This window comes from Micromonospora endophytica (assembly GCF_003236305.1).
GTDB lineage: Bacteria > Actinomycetota > Actinomycetes > Mycobacteriales > Micromonosporaceae > Micromonospora > Micromonospora endophytica.
In genome coordinates this window covers 1-14,790 of record NZ_POTX01000153.1, presented here as the reverse complement: position 1 = coordinate 14,790, position 14,790 = coordinate 1, and the positions used below count along the sequence as shown (strand labels likewise).

13 protein-coding genes and 1 pseudogene are annotated in these 14,790 nt (G+C 70.6%); 7 read left to right on the top strand and 7 right to left on the bottom strand.

The window, feature by feature from the left end; all coding sequences use genetic code 11:
- Positions 1–455, bottom strand: a 455-nt coding sequence (locus C1I93_RS20425) for a cellulose binding domain-containing protein (RefSeq protein ID WP_181445251.1), incomplete at its 3' end; no start/stop codon positions are given.
- 522 nt (positions 456–977) lie between these two features.
- Here C1I93_RS20425 and C1I93_RS33300 point away from each other — a divergent pair.
- The 4 genes and pseudogenes from C1I93_RS33300 to C1I93_RS20410 form a co-directional block, all read left to right on the top strand.
- Positions 978–1,069 (top strand): annotated as a pseudogene (locus C1I93_RS33300) (arabinofuranosidase catalytic domain-containing protein); the annotation flags it as partial.
- Positions 1,070–1,150: 81 nt separating this feature from the next.
- Positions 1,151–3,046: an alpha-L-fucosidase gene (locus C1I93_RS20420; RefSeq protein ID WP_111244907.1), complete on the top strand. Its 1,896-nt coding sequence runs from the start codon at positions 1,151–1,153 to the stop codon at positions 3,044–3,046.
- A 201-nt stretch (positions 3,047–3,247) separates the two neighbouring features.
- A complete protein-coding gene (locus tag C1I93_RS20415) occupies positions 3,248–3,637 on the top strand; it encodes a YciI family protein (RefSeq protein ID WP_223256673.1) in 390 nt (129 codons plus the stop codon).
- The gene (locus C1I93_RS20410) at positions 3,637–4,875 is read left to right on the top strand and encodes an RNA polymerase sigma factor (RefSeq protein ID WP_111244905.1); all 1,239 of its coding nucleotides are present in this window, start codon (positions 3,637–3,639) and stop codon (positions 4,873–4,875) included. The genes C1I93_RS20415 and C1I93_RS20410 overlap by 1 nt, the downstream gene beginning before the upstream one ends.
- Before the next feature lie 46 nt (positions 4,876–4,921).
- On the opposite strand, the gene C1I93_RS20405 is transcribed toward C1I93_RS20410, so the two are convergent.
- Positions 4,922–6,019: a calcium:cation antiporter gene (locus C1I93_RS20405; RefSeq protein ID WP_111244904.1), complete on the bottom strand. Its 1,098-nt coding sequence runs from the start codon at positions 6,017–6,019 to the stop codon at positions 4,922–4,924.
- A gap of 106 nt (positions 6,020–6,125) precedes the next feature.
- Between C1I93_RS20405 and C1I93_RS20400 the strand changes: the two genes are divergently transcribed.
- On the top strand, positions 6,126–6,656 hold the full coding sequence (locus C1I93_RS20400) for a hypothetical protein (RefSeq protein ID WP_181445250.1): 531 nt from the start codon (positions 6,126–6,128) through the stop codon (positions 6,654–6,656).
- 3 nt (positions 6,657–6,659) lie between these two features.
- Here the strand turns inward: C1I93_RS20400 and C1I93_RS20395 are convergent, their stop codons facing one another.
- Positions 6,660–7,400, bottom strand: coding sequence for an NADPH-dependent F420 reductase (locus C1I93_RS20395; RefSeq protein ID WP_223256672.1), 741 nt, complete (start codon positions 7,398–7,400; stop codon positions 6,660–6,662).
- Between the two features lie 36 nt (positions 7,401–7,436).
- Between C1I93_RS20395 and C1I93_RS20390 the strand changes: the two genes are divergently transcribed.
- Entirely contained in the window at positions 7,437–7,865 is a 429-nt protein-coding gene (locus tag C1I93_RS20390; protein WP_181445249.1) for a winged helix-turn-helix transcriptional regulator, read from the top strand.
- 341 nt (positions 7,866–8,206) lie between these two features.
- Here C1I93_RS20390 and C1I93_RS20380 read toward each other — a convergent pair whose 3' ends face one another.
- The 4 genes from C1I93_RS20380 to metH all read right to left on the bottom strand — a co-directional run bounded on the left by C1I93_RS20380 (position 8,207) and on the right by metH (position 13,575).
- Entirely contained in the window at positions 8,207–8,470 is a 264-nt protein-coding gene (locus tag C1I93_RS20380) for a hypothetical protein (protein WP_111244901.1), read from the bottom strand.
- Positions 8,460–8,663: a hypothetical protein gene (locus C1I93_RS20375; RefSeq protein ID WP_119663931.1), complete on the bottom strand. Its 204-nt coding sequence runs from the start codon at positions 8,661–8,663 to the stop codon at positions 8,460–8,462. Before C1I93_RS20375 ends, C1I93_RS20380 begins: the two co-directional genes overlap by 11 nt.
- A 197-nt stretch (positions 8,664–8,860) precedes the next feature.
- Positions 8,861–9,868: a helix-turn-helix domain-containing protein gene (locus C1I93_RS20370; protein WP_111244899.1), complete on the bottom strand. Its 1,008-nt coding sequence runs from the start codon at positions 9,866–9,868 to the stop codon at positions 8,861–8,863.
- 191 nt (positions 9,869–10,059) lie between these two features.
- Positions 10,060–13,575 (bottom strand): methionine synthase, encoded by a 3,516-nt coding sequence (gene metH, locus C1I93_RS20365; RefSeq protein ID WP_181445248.1) that lies wholly within the window; start codon positions 13,573–13,575, stop codon positions 10,060–10,062.
- A gap of 328 nt (positions 13,576–13,903) precedes the next feature.
- Between metH and C1I93_RS20360 the strand changes: the two genes are divergently transcribed.
- On the top strand, positions 13,904–14,790 hold an 887-nt coding region (locus C1I93_RS20360; RefSeq protein WP_111244898.1), incomplete at its 3' end, for a PAC2 family protein.

Below are 14,790 nucleotides of genomic sequence, written 5' to 3'. Positions count from 1 at the left end.
GTCGGGGACGGGGAGGTGGTGGGCGGCCCGGTGGTCGGGTTGGTTGTGCCGGTGCAGACCGTTCCGTTGAGCGTGAAGCTGGTGGGAACGGGGTTGTTGGTGCCGCTCATAGCCGCGTTGAAGCCGAAACTCACGCTGCCGTTGGTGGGGATGCCGGCGTTCCAGCTGGCGTTGGTCACTGTTACGTTCGCGCCGGACTGGGTGTGGCTGCCGCTCCACAGTTGCGTGATCGTCTGCCCGGCGCCGAAGGACCAGGTCAGCCGCCAGCCGTTGATCGGGTCACCCAGGTTGTCCACGTTCACATTGGCGCCGAATCCGCCGGGCCACTCGTTGGTGACCGAATAGGTCACCCGACAGCCGGCGGCGGCGCTCGCGGTGGTAACGGTCAGACCGACCGCAGCGAGAACGGCCGCGACGCAGGCGGCCAGTATCGATCGAATTCTTCGTCGGGACATGCCACTCTCCGTTCCGCCGTCCGGCGGACGGCGCTGGCTAACACACGCGGCTCAGCTCACCCGGCGGCCCGTGCCCAGTGGCCGCCCAGTGAACATGGCACCGGCTCAGTCGCCATGCCACCATCGAGGGCTGTCTTTGCGAACGGTACGACTGCCATCAGATGAAAGTCAATCGAGTGGGGAGACGACGCTCCACCACCCACAGCGCCATCGGGTGCTCAGCAATTTCGCTGGCCACATTGGTCTGATGACTGTGGGCACCCAGCCCAGGCGCTCACCCGCCGACGCTTTCTGCCGCGCAAACCGCCAAAGAGGTCATGCGCATATTGACACTCATGGGTGTTAGCGCTAACTTCCGGCTGGGCCGAAAGTTTCGAAGACGTTGCCATCGCCGCACAGCCAACGGCGAGCCGCCGCACCCCGCACCCGCGCCGGGATGCGACGTCCCCACGGCATCGCCCTCGGGGCTGACCCCCACCGCCGGCAGCTCGGCACTGCCCCGATCCGGGCCTGGGCAGCGAGACCTTCTACGAAGGAGTCATGACCTCCGGCTATCCGTCGGACGCCACCGAAACGCGGTCCAGGCCGACATCGTCGCCGCCGGCTACCGCTGACTGAGGTACGCGGCCCGCCAGCACGTCTTGCGTCGATGGCGGGCCGCGACCGCCACCACCACCCGGAAGGATCCCACTGCCATGTCATCCCTGTACCGCATCTCGCGGCGTCGGCTGCTCGTCGCGTCCGGAGCAGCGGGAGCCGCCGCGGCCACCGGCCTGCTCGCCTTCCGCGACCCGGCCCTGGCCACCGAAGGCCCGCAGAGCTACACCGCGACCTGGGCCTCGGTCGACCAGCATCCGCCGGCCGCCACGTGGTTCCAGGACGCCAAGTTCGGCATCTACTACCACTGGGGTGCCTTCAGTGTCCCGGCCTTCGCCAACGAGTGGTACCCGCGCAACATGTACAACAACGGATCGGGCGAGAACAACCACCACCGCAACACGTACGGCGAGCCGTCGGCCTGGCCGTACCACAACTTCATCAACGGTGCGAACGACCGCTCGGGCCGGTTCGTGCAGTTCGCCCCCCGGTTGCGTTCGGCCGGCGGCAACTTCGACCCGAACGAGTGGGCGCAGCTCTTCGTCGACGCCGGGGCGAAGTTCGCCGGCCCGGTGGCCGAGCACCACGACGGCTTCTCCATGTGGAACAGCCAGGTCAACGAGTGGAACTCGGTGGCTCGCGGCCCCCGGCTGGACCTGCTGAAACTGCACGCGGACGCGATCCGGGCCAAGGGGCTGAAGCTGTTCGTGTCGCTGCATCACGCGTTCAACTTCACCGGCTTCTACCAGTGGGTGCCACAGCAGTCGACGGCCAGCCTACGCAAGCTGTACGGCCAGCTCAGCGCCGCGGAGGAGCAGCAACTCTGGTACGACAAGCTCCGTGAGGTGATCGACGGCTACCAGCCGGACATCATCTGGCAGGACTTCAACCTGCCCCGGATCGACGAGTCGCGGCGGTTGCAGTTCCTGGCGTACTACTTCAACCGGGCGGTGGCGTGGAACAAGGACGTGGTCACCACCTACAAGGACGGGTTGAACAACCGGGGCTCGGTCTACGATTTCGAGCGCGGCGGCCCGGCGGGCATCCAGGTGCCGTACTGGCTGACCGATGACAGCATCTCCAGCTCCAGCTGGTCGTACACCAACGGGCTCGGCTACTACTCGACCGCCGCCATGCTGCACTCGCTGATCGACCGGGTCAGCAAGAACGGCAACATGGTGCTCAACATCGCGCCGATGGCCGACGGCACCATTCCCGCCGGGCAGCAGACGATCCTGCGCGGCATCGGCGACTACCTGCGCCGCTTCGGCGAGTCGATCTACGCCACCCGGGCCTGGTCGGTCTTTGGTGAGGGCCCCACCCAGATGGGCGGCGGTTCGTTCGTCACCCCACGGGCGGGCACCAACCGGGACATCCGGTTCACCCGCAGCAAGGACAACCAGACCCTGTACGTCACCGTGCTCGGCTGGCCCGGCAGCACGCTGAACGTCACCACGATGACCCCCGCCCGGGTCAACCTGAGCGGCCTGACCGGGGCGCAGCTACTCGACGCCACCCCCGGCTCGTACATCAACCTGCCGCGTCCCACCCAGGACGGCTCCGGCCTGCGGATCACCCTGCCGTCGGCCAACGCGCCGTTCAGCGCCCTGGCCTACGTGGTGAAGCTCAACTTCGGCTCGGGCGGCACCCCCTCCCCCACGCCCACCGAGAGTCCGACTGCCGCGCCGGGCGGCCCGGCGACGGCCAGCTACCGGATCACCAGCTCGTGGTCTGGCGGATTCCAGGGCGAGGTCACGGTCACCGCCGGTGCCTCGCCGATCAACGGCTGGACGGTGACCTGGAGCTTCCCCAACGGGCAGAGCATCCAGCAGATCTGGAACGGCACGCACACCCAGAGCGGCTCGAACGTCAGCGTCACCAACGTCTCCTACAACGGCGCGCTCGCCGCGCGGGCGTCCACCACGTTCGGTTTCCTGGCCAGTTGGAACGGCACGAACAACGCGCCCAGCAACATCACCGTCACCACCCGCTGACCAGCTGCGTCTCCGATCACGGTTGGCGGATCTCCGCTGCTGGAGCGGCGCGACGGCCGCTTCAGACCGGGACGGTCGGCCTCCGCCGGTAGGGTCGCAAACGGGTGCGGCCGGCCGTGTCCGGATCAGCGGGGCGGCTCCGACGTCTCCGGTGACCGGCACCGAGCGGCGCCGGAGACGAAGGAGACACCCGTGAAGTACATGATCATGCTGTACGGCTCGCAGCGCGACTACGACGCCATGGCCGGCCGGGCCACCGACCGGCCGGCCATGACGGCGGAGGAGGTCGCGGCGATGCACGCGCACATGGGCAAGGTGCACCAGGAGTTGGCCGACGCCGGTGAACTCGTCGACGCCCGGGGCCTGACCGCACCGGTGCACGCCCGGCGGGTCCAGGTGCGCGACGGTGCGCCGCTGGTCACCGACGGGCCGTACCCGGAGACGCAGGAGGTGCTCGCCGGCTACACCGTGGTGGAGTGCGCCAGCTTCGACCGGGCGGCCGAGATCGCCACCGGATTCGTCAACCCCGACAACCCCGGCGAGTACGTGGACATCCGCCCGGTCGCCGAGCACACCGACGAACTGTTCTGATGGGCGTACCGGCCGTCGAGGACCTGCTGCGCGCTCTGGCACCGCAGGTCCTCGGCGCACTGGTGCGCCGTTTCGGGCATTTCGACACCGCCGAGGACGCCACCCAGGAGGCGTTGATCGCCGCGGCGGTCGGCTGGCCGCGCGACGGCGTACCGGAAAATCCCCGGGCCTGGCTGATCACGGTGGCCTCCCGGCGGCTGACCGACCGGCTCCGGGCCGAGCAGGCCCGGCGGCGGCGGGAGGAGATCGCGGGCGCGCGGATGCTGGCCCAGTGGCGTCCGGTGCCGGTGGCCGACCGCACACCCGACGGTGACGACACCCTGATCCTGCTCTTCCTCTGCTGCCATCCGGCGCTGCCCGCCGCGTCGCAGGTGGCGCTGACCCTGCGCGCGGTGGGCGGGCTGAGCACGGCCGAGGTGGCGCGGGCGTTCCTGGTGCCGCAGGAGACGATGACCCGGCGGATCAGCCGGGGCAAGCAGCGGATCCGCGACAGCGGGCTGCCCTTCGCGATGCCCGCGCCGGCCGAGCGCCCGGCGCGTCTCACGGCCGTGCTGCGGGTGCTCTACCTGATCTTCAACGAGGGGTACGCGAGCACGTCCGGCCCGGGACTGCTCCGCGCCGATCTGGCGGCCGAGGCGATCCGGCTGACCCGATTGCTGCACGCCGCGCTACCCGACGCCGAGGAGGTGACCGGGTTGCTGGCGTTGATGCTGCTCACCGACGCCCGCGCGCCGGCGCGTACCGGGCCGCACGGGGAACTGGTGCCCATGGCCGAACAGGACCGGTCCCGTTGGCGGGCGGCGCAGATCGTCGAGGGCACCGCCCTGCTCGCCGAGGTGCTGCCCCGGGGGCGGGCCGGGCCGTACCAGATCCAGGCGGCGATCGCCGCGCTGCACGACGAGGCGGCCAGCGCCGAGCAGACCGACTGGGCGCAGATAGCCGCGCTGTACGCGGCGCTGCGGCGGTTGGACGACAATCCTCTCGTCGCGCTCAACCATGCGGTCGCGGTGGCGATGGCCGAGGGTCCGGACGTCGGGCTGGCCCTTGTCGACCAGGTGACCGCCGACGGACGGCTGGCCCGGGACGCGCGGCTGCCTGCCGTACGCGCGCATCTGCTGGAGCGGCGCGGTGATGTGGCGGCGGCACTGACCGAGTACCGGGCGGCGGCCGGCCGGGCGACCAACCTGGCGCAGCAGCGCTACCTGCACGCCCGGGCGGACCGCCTCGACGGCGGGTGACCAACCGGCGACCCCGACCGCTCGCGGCGAGCGGGCCGGTCCGGGGTCAGGGGCTGGCGGCGAGGAAGACGAAGGCGGCGAGCAGGACCAGGTGCACGCCGCCCTGGAGCAGGGTGGCGCGGCCTGGGACGACGGTGAGCACCCCGGTGACGACCGTCAGCGCGAGCAGGGTGACCTGGGTGCCGCCGAGACCGAGCAGCAAGGGGCCCTCCAGCCAGATGGAGGCGATCGCGATGGCGGGGATGGTGAGGCCGATGCTGGCCATCGCGGACCCGAGGGCCAGGTTGAGGCTGATCTGTACGCGTTCCCGGCGAGCGGCGCGGGCGGCGGCGAGGGTCTCCGGCAGCAGCACGAGCAGGGCGATGATCACGCCGACGAAGGCGGGTGGCAGGTTCACCGCGGCCACGCCGGCCTCGATGGCGGGCGAGACGGATTTGGCGTCGCCGACGACGGCGACCAGGGCCACCAGCAGCAGACCGAGGCTGATCAGGGCGCGTCGGGTGGAGGGCGGATCGGCGTGCATCTCCTCGGGCAGCACCTCCCCGTCGCGGCCGACGGGCAGGAAGTAGTCGCGGTGCCGTCCGGTCTGGACCATGACGAACAGGGCGTAGAGGGCGAGCGAGACGACCGCGGCGAAGGTGAGTTGGGCGGGGCTGAACTGCGGTCCGGGGCGGCCGATGGTGAAGGTCGGCACCACCAGGCTGAGCGTGGCGAGGGTGGCCACGGTGGCCAGTGCGCCGCCGGTGCCCTCGGGGTTGAACACCGCCAGGCGGCGGCGGAGCGCCCCGATGAGCAGGGACAGACCGAGGATGCCGTTACAGGTGATCATGACTGCGGCGAAGACCGTGTCGCGGGCCAGCGACTGGGTCTTCTCCCCTCCGCTGATCATCAGCGTGACGATGAGGGCCACCTCGATGACGGTTACCGCGACCGCGAGGACCAGGGAGCCGTACGGCTCGCCGACCTTGTGCGCGACCACCTCGGCGTGGTGCACGGCGGCCAGCACGGCGCCGGCCAGGAACGCCGCGACCACGATCACCATGACCCCGGTCAGCTTGCGGTTCCAGGTCAGCGCCAGCACCACCAGGGCGGCCAGTGGCACGGAGACGGTCCAGGTGGTCATGGTGCGGCGCAACGCGAGCATGATCTACATCCTGCCAGCCATGATGATCATCAGTGGTTGAAGCGGACGAGAGTCCTCCGATCAACGCGACCCCCGCTACCATCGGTGCCGCACAGGCGAGGGGCTGATGATCACGGTGCGGCGACCACGACACTGGGACGGCGTGCCCCGCCGGGTACGCGTCGTCGTCACCGTCGCCGCCTGCGTCTTCGTCTACGGCGCGGTCGTGCACCTGGGTGACCTGCTCAATCTCCGCCCGGGCGGTCCGGACCCGGCGACGACACCCACCTGGCTGCTGCTGTACTTCACCTCGCTCACCGTGTTCAATCCGCTCGCGGCGCTGCTGCTGGCCCTGCGCCGGATCGAGGGACTGCTGCTCGGCTGCGTCGTGCTGGTCACCGACGCCGCCGCCAACGGGTACGCCAACTACGTACTCGACGCCACCGGCGGAATCACCGCGGGCCGGATCGGACAGGCGGTGATCACACTGCTCGCGGTCGCCCTGGTCGCGGCCGCACCCTGGGTCGCGCCCTGGCTGCACCACCCGCGACGCCGCACGACTCACCCCGACGACGGCCCGCCGAGCCCCGCCGACCCGACCGCACCGGCCCCGATCAGGACCGCCGGTGACCGGCGTCAGGACCGCAGGCGACCATAGGAGTCAGGACGGTGGCGCCTCGGCCGGGGAGGGGAAGGCAGCCCGCGGTTGCCGACCCTCCCACCACAGCCCGATCGCCAACGCCGCCGTCGCCTCCAGGTACGCCGCCCGCGCCAACCCGCCGCACGGCGCAGGCGTACATCCGATCGAGCTGATCAGGGTCGCCGTGACCGCGACCGCAGTGGGATGGTCGGCGCAGAACGGCACGGCGAGCGGCACGTTCTCGAAGGTGGGCGGACGCAACGTCCAGATGCTGACGTGACAGAGGTTGAACGCCTTCACCACGTACGCTCCGGGCGCGGCCGTGGCCAGCTGTAGCGCCACCGAGCCGGTGTCGCCGGTGTCCAGCATCAGGCCCTCCGCTGTCGGCATCAGCGGGTTGGTGCAGTCGACGACTGCACGGCCGACGATCTCCCCGGCCAACTCGGACACCAGTTGCGGTGCTGCCGCTGCCGGCACCGCCACGAGCACCGCCTCACCATGGCGCGCCGCCTGGGCGAGACTGCCATGCTCCGCGCCGATGAGCGCGGCGGTTCGCGCCGCCCGCTCCCGGTCCCGCCCACCGACCAGCACGCGGTGCCCGGCCGCGGCCCACGCGCCGCCGAGCGCCTCGGCCATGCCACCCGTTCCCAGTACGCCGATCCTCATCCGACTTGCCCTCCCGCTGCTGGTCGACGTCCCCGGGGACGTCGCGGCGGACCGGACGGCCCACCGGTACGAGACGTTAGGCGGATCGATGCACACCGGACGGTGTCCGTCACCTCGGGCAGGCTGGGGGGCGTGGGTGGATCCGCAGAGCAGGTCGACGAGCAGACCGCTGACTGCCAGGCCCGGCTGGCCTTCGAGGTGCTCGCCAATCGATGGGACAGCGTGGTGATCTTCACCATCGCGGCCTACGGGCCGTCGCGTCCGGCGCTGCTGCGCACCAGGATCGGCGGGATCAGCGCCAAGGTGCTGCACCAGGCGCTGCGCCGGCTGGAGCACAACGGCCTGGTGCAACGCCGACCGTACCGGGAAGCGCCGCCCCGGGTGGACTACGCACTCACCGAAGCGGGGCAGGCGTTGCTGGAGCCGATGCGGATGATGGGCGCCTGGGCCACGCAATACGCCGACGCGGTGCTCGACGCCCAGGAACGGTCGACGGCAGCATCGACCACCGACCGTACGGGGCGGCTCAACTCGGCAGTAGACGTACCTTCTCCCGGCTAAGGCCGCTTCGCGTAGCGGAGCGACAGCAGCGCCCGCGCCAACCGTTCGTCACCACCCGCCGATTGTGGCGCCACCACAGACGCCCCCCCGGCCCGCCGAGCCGGCAACTTCGGTGAAGATGCTGCCTCACGCCGCTGTCCTTGCCGCAACTTCGGCGAAGATGCTGCCTCACGCCTGCGACGGTGGTCCCAGATGCCACTGGTCGTGCGCCACCAGCCAGGCGAACGCCGCCGCCCACGGCCGGCACCGCCAACGCCGACAACGCGGACACCAACTCGTGCCGGGAGCCCGACGATGCTCCTCCAGCACCCGCCACCACCTGACAGCCAGCGCCGCCGTACTCACCACTGGCTGGCTGCAGCGGCGAGCACGGCGACCGGCACCAGGATCTCGACGCACGGCGTCGGGCAGTCCACTACGGTCAGGCAGCAGCTGATGTCGTGGGCGTGGATCCACGCCATCGTCGGATCCTTCGACGGGTGAACGGCGACCAGGTCGATGATCTCCCGAGTGGTGCCGGGATGGCCGGGACCGAGTTGCCACTGGCCCGGCTCGACGGTGATCCGGGTGCCAGGGGCCGGCCGGGGAAGGTCATCAGCGCTCACGGCGTCGCCTCCGGTCGGGCACCACCCGGGTGGTGTCGTCGAGCGGCGTACGCTCCGCCTCCGCCTGATCCAGAATGCGCTGTTTCGCTGCCTCCTGCTCAGCGGCCTGGATCGCGGGCCGCGCGGCGCAACCCGGGGCAGGAATGGTGGGCTGTCTGCGGATCCAGCGCCGCGCCCAGCGGACGAGCATCATCGGTACCTCCCTCACGTCGTCGATGGGGGCGGCGGCGATGCCGATGCGCGTGACAGATGGGAAGGCACCGCCGCCGCCAGGCGTTGGTCGAGAAGGGGGAACTCGGCCGACACCCACGAGCATCGTGCGATAACGCAGCGCTACTAGGGCAGGTGCGTGGTGTCCGGCACGGCTGTCCGGGATAGTTGACGGACAGCTCAGCCGGTGGCCGCCGAGAGCGCGTGCCGGTACTCGTGCGTCCACTCGGCGTCCCGCTGGTCCGGTGGCAGCCCAGCAAGGCCGGCACGCAGGTTGTCGACGCCGGACACGGTGTCGCCGAGCGCCAGGTAGGCCAGTCCCAGCCCCATCCGGCTGAACGTAGGCGTCAGCCAGTAGGCCAACACCGGTGCCTGCTCGTTCTCGGCGGCCTCGGTGAGGTCGCTCGCCTCACCCAGCAGCCACACTGCGGCGTCCCGGTCGCCGAGCAGCGCGTACCCGTGCGCGGCCTGAACGGCATCACCGACACGCTGTAGGGCCGTCGCTCCCGGGGTGTGGTAAGCGGCCAGGAAGTGCCGGACGATGCCGCGTGGGTTGCCTCGTTGCCGCTCTAGGTAGCCGCGGAAGTTCTCCACCTGCGCGGCGAGCGGCCCGCTGTCGACAGCGTCGGCCTGGTCAGCGGCCTCGACCAGCACCCGGACCGCCGCACCGTCGTTGCGGGCCTCAGCGTGCAGCCAGCCGATGAACTGCGTCCACTCCGCCGCCACCTGGCGCAGCCCGAGGGCGTACGGCCCGCCGGCCCGCTCGGCCAACTGCTGCGCCGTGGTCCATTGCGCCACCATCGCGGGCAGCGTCACCGACGCCGGTAACACGTCGTCGAGACGGCGCTGAGCGGCCAGCACATCCGCGAGCACCCGCACCGCCGCACCGTCGAGTCGGGTCGGTTCGGCCAGCACGTACGCCAAACGGTCATCGTCGTCGGGCGTGGTGACGGCCGGCGCGTCGACGACCATTGCGGCCAATGTCCCGCCAGCGGCCAAGGTGTCGTCCAGGTGTGCGGCGAGTTCCCGCGACGGCCGGGCACAGCCGGTCTCCAAGTCGTGCACGTACGACTTTCCGACGAACGCGAGGCGAGCCAGATCTCGCAGCGACAGGCCGCGCTCGCGGCGCAGCCGGGCCAGCTCCGCGGGGAACCGCGGGTCAACAATGGTGTGCGCGCGTGGCGGCATGGCGAACTCCCAGGTAGCAGGCTGGGCGACGGCCGACCGCTACCCCGGCGGGCCGCCACAATCGACGGTACTCCCCGCCACAGGCCCGGGTGTAGCGACCACTTTCCGACGCGATGTGCCCGCTTGCGCCCCGGAAAAGGAAGCGCCATCGATGTTGGCCCAGCTCAGACCGGCTGCCCGACTTCCGCCGCCTACTTGGCGTTGAAGTAGCTGGCCTCCGGGTGGTGGACGACTATGGCGTCGGTGGCCTGCTCGGGCATGAGCTGGAACTCCTCGGACAGTTCCACACCGATTCGCTCGGCGCCGAGCAGGTCCACGATCTTCGCCCGGTCCTCCAGGTCGGGGCAGGCCGGGTAGCCGAAGGCGTACCGGCAGCCGCGGTAGTCGGTGCGCAGCAGGCCGGCCAGATCGGTCGGGTCGTCGTCGGCGACGGTACGACCGTCGGGCAGGGTCAGCTCGGACCGGACCCGCTTGTGCCAGTATTCGGCGAGGGCCTCGGTGAGCTGCACGGAGAGCCCGTGCACCTCCAGGTAGTCGCGGTACTCGTTGGCGGCGAAGAGCTTGGCAGCGTACTCGCTGACCGGCTGGCCCACGGTGACCAGCTGCAACGCGACCACGTCGAGTTCCTCGCCCCGGGGGCGGAAGAAGTCGGCCAGGCAGAGCCGGCGTTCCTGCCGCTGCCGCGGGAAGGTGAAGCGGGCCCGCTCGGCGTGGCCGTTCTCGTCCAGCACCACCAGGTCGTTGCCCTCGGAGTAGGCCGGGAAGTAGCCGTACACCACGGCCGCCTCCAACACCTGGTCGGAGATCAGGCGGTCCAGCCAGTAGCGCAACCGGGGCCGGCCCTCGGTCTCCACCAGTTCGTCGTACGACGGGCCCTTGCCGCCGCGCGCACCACGCAGCCCCCACTGGCCCATGAAGGTGGCCCGCTCGTCCAGCAGTGCCGCGTAGTCGGCGAGCGGCACCCCCTTGACCACCCGGGTGCCGAAGAACGGCGACTTCGGCACCGACACGTCGGTGGCCACGTCGGAGCGGACCGAGGTGTCGTCCAGGTCCGGCAGCGACTCGGTGACCAGGGCCCGCTGCCGCTCCCGGCGGGCCCGCCGGGCCGCCAGGGCCGCCTCCCGTTCCGGGTCGACCACCGGCGCGCCACCGCGCTTGGCGGCCATCACCCGGTCCATCAGGGACAGCCCCTCGAAGGCGTCGCGGGCGTAGTGCACCTGGCCGGGGAACATCGACCGCAGGTCGTCCTCGACGTACGCCCGGGTCAGCGCGGCACCACCGAGCAGCACCGGCCAGCGCTCCGCGACCCCGCGCGAGGCCATCTCGACCAGGTTTTCCTTCATGATGACAGTGCTCTTGACCAGCAGGCCGGACATGCCGATGGCGTCGGCGCGGTGCTGCTCGGCGGCGTCCAGGATGGCGGAGATCGGCTGCTTGATGCCGATGTTCACCACCTCGTAGCCGTTGTTGGAGAGGATGATGTCGACCAGGTTCTTGCCGATGTCGTGCACGTCGCCCTTGACCGTGGCGAGCACGATGCGGCCCTTGCCCCCGTCGTCGGCCTTCTCCATGTGCGGTTCGAGGTACGCCACAGCGGTCTTCATCACCTCGGCGGACTGGAGCACGAACGGCAGCTGCATCTGGCCGGAGCCGAACAGCTCACCGACGACCTTCATGCCGTCGAGCAGGATGTCGTTGATGATGAGCAGCGGCGCGGTGCCGGCGGCCATCGCCGCGTCCAGGTCCGCCTCCAGGCCGTTGCGCTCGCCGTCGATGATCCGTCGCTTGAGGCGCTCGTTGAGCGGCAGCGCGGCCAGTTCCTCGGCCCGGGTGGCCCGCGCCGAGGCGGCGTCCACGCCCTCGAAGACCTCGATGAACCGCTGGACCGGGTCGTAGCCCTCGCGGCGGCGGTCGTAGACCAGGTCGAGGGCGATCTCGCGCTGCTCGTCCGGGATCTTCGACATCGGCAGGATCTTGCTGGCGTGCACGATGGCCGAGGTGAGCCCGGCCTGCACGCACTCGTGCAGGAAGACCGAGTTGAGCACCTGCCGGGCCGCCGGGTTCAGTCCGAACGAGATGTTGGAGATGCCCAGGGTGAAATTCACCCCCGGCCAGCGGCGGGCGATCTCCCGGATCGCCTCGATGGTCTCGATGCCGTCGCGGCGGGTCTCCTCCTGACCGGTGGCGATCGGGAAGGTCAACGCGTCGATGAGGATGTCGGCGCGACGCAGCCCCCACCTGCCGGTGAGGTCCTCGATGAGCCGCTCGGCGACGCGTACCTTCCACTCCGCCGTACGGGCCTGGCCCTCCTCGTCGATGAGCAGCGCCACCACGGCGGCACCGTGCTCGGCGACCACCGGCATCACTTTGGCGTAGCGCGACTCCGGGCCGTCGCCGTCCTCGAAGTTGACCGAGTTGACCACGCACCGGCCGCCGAGCATCTCCAGGCCCGCCTCGATCACCGCCGGCTCGGTGGAGTCCAGCATGATCGGCAGAGTGGAGGCGGTGGCGAACCGGCCGGCCAACTCCCGCATGTCGGTGGTGCCGTCGCGGCCGACGTAGTCGATGCAGAGGTCCAACAGGTGCGAGCCGTCGCGAGCCTGGCTGCGGGCGATCTCCACGCAGGACTGCCAGTCGGCGGCGAGCATCGCCTCCCGGAACGCCTTGGAACCGTTGGCGTTGGTCCGCTCCCCCACCATCAGCACGCTGGCGTCCTGCGCGAACGGCACGTGGTGGTAGATCGAGGAAACACCCGGATCGGTACGCTGCGCACGGGCCACCGGCGCGACGTCGCGTAGCCGCTCGGCGAGCACCCGGATGTGTTCGGGGGTGCTGCCGCAACAACCACCGACCAGCGCCACCCCGTAGTCGACCACGAAGCGCTCCAGCGCGTCGGCCATGTCCTCGGGCCCGAGTGGGAAATGCGCCCCGTCGGCGGTGAGCACCGGCAGCCCGGCGTTGGGCATCACCGACACCGGGACCGCGGAATGTTGGGACAGGTAGCGCAGGTGCTCGCCCATCTCGGCCGGGCCGGTCGAGCAGTTGAGGCCGATCAGGTCGACCCCGAGCGGCTCGATCGCGGTCAACGCCGCGCCGATCTCGCTGCCCAGCAGCATGGTGCCGGTGGTTTCGACCGCGACGTGGCAGATGATCGGCACCTGCCGGCCCGCCTCGGCCATCGCCCGCTTCGACCCGATCACCGCGGCCTTGACCTGGAGCAGGTCCTGGCAGGTCTCGATGATCAGAGCATCCGATCCACCGGCGATCAGACCACCGGCGTTCTGCTGGTACGCGTCACGCAGGCTGGCGTAGGCGGCGTGCCCCAGGGTGGGCAGCTTCGTGCCCGGACCGATGGAACCCAGCACCCAACGCGGGCGCTCCGGCGTTTCGTACGCGTCAGCGGCCTCCCGGGCCAGCCGCGCCCCCGCCTCGGACAGCTCCCAGATCCGGTCGGCGATGTCGTACTCGGCGAGGTTCGGCAGGTTGGCACCGAAAGTGTTCGTCTCCACACAGTCCGCGCCCGCCTCGAGGTACGCCTCGTGCACCCCACGCACCACGTCCGGCCGGGTGACGTTGAGGACCTCGACACAGCCCTCAAGGCCGTCGAAGTCGTCCAGCGTCAGGTCGGCGGCGTGGAGCATGGTCCCCATCGCCCCGTCGGTGATGACGATCCGGTCTGCCAGCGCATCGAGCAACGAAGTCCGCACCTTGTCAGGTTAGTCCGCTCCGGCACGTCGCGACCGCCCGCGCCGCACCATCTCACATCGTGCCGCCGGCACCACGCTGTCCTGCTTTGCCGCAGATGCCGGTTCATCCGCGGGAGCGGATCGGTGTCCTCGAAACCGGTCGGCGGGCTCGTTTGGACCGGTGACAGCGGGCCGGCGGGGCGTGATCCGGCGCGGCCGACGGGCCACCTTCCCGCGCGGCACGTAGGCTGACTGATGTGAGGGACTACAGCGACACCACCATGCAGAGCGGGCGGACGATCGGGGCCGGCCCCGGTGCCGCCGGTGACGAGCGGGGTGAGGTGACGGCGTGACCGAGTTCGACGGACTGCCGGTGCTGCGGTCTCCGGTGGCCATCGCCGCTTTCGAGGGCTGGAACGACGCGGCCGACGCCTCGACCGCGGCGGTCGAGCACCTGGAGCAGGTCTGGCAGGCCCGACAGATCACCGAGCTGGACCCGGAGGACTTCTACGACTTCCAGGTCAGCCGGCCCACCATCAACATGTCCGACGGCGCGACCCGCCGGGTGGAGTGGCCGACGACCCGATTCATGGTGGCCAGCCCCTCCGGCACCGAGCGGGACGTGGTGCTGATCCGGGGCATCGAGCCGAGCATGCGCTGGCGCACCTTCTGTGAGCAGGTGCTGGAGATCTGCCACAGCCTGGAGGTCGAGCGGGTGGTGCTGCTCGGCGCGCTGCTGGCCGACGTGCCGTACACCAGGCCGCTGCCGATCAGCGGCAGCGCCTCCGACGCCGACGCCGCCAAGCGCTACCAGCTCACCCCCACCCGCTACGACGGGCCGACCGGCATCGTGGGGGTGCTGCACGACGCCTGCACCCGCGCCGAGGTCGACGCGGTCTCGTTCTGGGTGCACGTGCCGCACTACGCCAACAACCCGCCCTGCCCCAAGGCCACCCTGGCCCTGCTGCACCGGGTCGAGGAGGTGCTGGACCTGCCGGTTCCCATGGCCGACCTGGCCGAAGAGGCCGCCGAGTGGGAACAACGGGTCCGCAGCGCCGCCGAGCAGGACGCCGAACTCGGCGAGTACGTGCGCGAGCTGGAGGAACGCGTCGGTGACGCGGGCATCACCCCGTTGACCGGGGACGAGATCGCCCAGGAGTTCGAGAAGTACCTGCGCCGCCGGGGCGGCTCCGCCGGTCCCACCGCCGGTTCCTGGTCTGTCTCTTATACATATCT

Excerpts from the sequence above, each read along its gene's own strand:
- C1I93_RS20410 (WP_111244905.1), top strand. The coding sequence starts at position 3,637 with ATGGGCGTACCGGCCGTCGAGGACCTGCTGCGCGCTCTGGCACCGCAG.
- C1I93_RS20375 (WP_119663931.1), bottom strand. The coding sequence starts at position 8,663 with ATGATGCTCGTCCGCTGGGCGCGGCGCTGGATCCGCAGACAGCCCACC.
- C1I93_RS20405 (WP_111244904.1), bottom strand. The coding sequence starts at position 6,019 with ATGCTCGCGTTGCGCCGCACCATGACCACCTGGACCGTCTCCGTGCCA.
- C1I93_RS20415 (WP_223256673.1), top strand. The coding sequence starts at position 3,248 with ATGATCATGCTGTACGGCTCGCAGCGCGACTACGACGCCATGGCCGGC.
- C1I93_RS20420 (WP_111244907.1), top strand. The coding sequence starts at position 1,151 with ATGTCATCCCTGTACCGCATCTCGCGGCGTCGGCTGCTCGTCGCGTCC.
- C1I93_RS20400 (WP_181445250.1), top strand. The coding sequence starts at position 6,126 with ATGATCACGGTGCGGCGACCACGACACTGGGACGGCGTGCCCCGCCGG.
- C1I93_RS20370 (WP_111244899.1), bottom strand. The coding sequence starts at position 9,868 with ATGCCGCCACGCGCGCACACCATTGTTGACCCGCGGTTCCCCGCGGAG.